1 protein-coding gene is annotated in these 237 nt (G+C 62.4%); it reads right to left on the bottom strand.

Going from position 1 to position 237, the window contains the following annotated elements; all coding sequences use genetic code 11:
- The coding region (locus tag BBG47_RS28775; RefSeq protein WP_139070869.1) for a phosphopantetheine-binding protein at nucleotides 1-237 on the bottom strand (237 nt) is incomplete at both ends.

The following is a 237-nucleotide window of genomic DNA, read 5'->3' as shown; positions in this document are numbered from 1 at the left end:
TCCAGCTGCTGCAGCACATACAGCCGTTTTTGCGCGGACGACAGCGGATACGCTGCCTGCGCCGGGGCAGGCACGAGCGCTTCAAATACGCTGCCTTCCGCCGCCTCCAGTGCAGCCGCCAAGCTTTCAATCGTTGGCGAGAGGAATAATTGCCGCAGCGGCACCTCCGCCTCCAGTGTCTGATGAATGCGCGATACGAGCGTCATCGCCCGGAGCGAATGGCCCCCGATGTCAAAG

This window comes from Paenibacillus sp. KS1 (assembly GCF_001680695.1).
GTDB lineage: Bacteria > Bacillota > Bacilli > Paenibacillales > Paenibacillaceae > Paenibacillus_B > Paenibacillus_B suaedae.
This window is presented reverse-complemented; position numbering and strand designations above follow the sequence as displayed.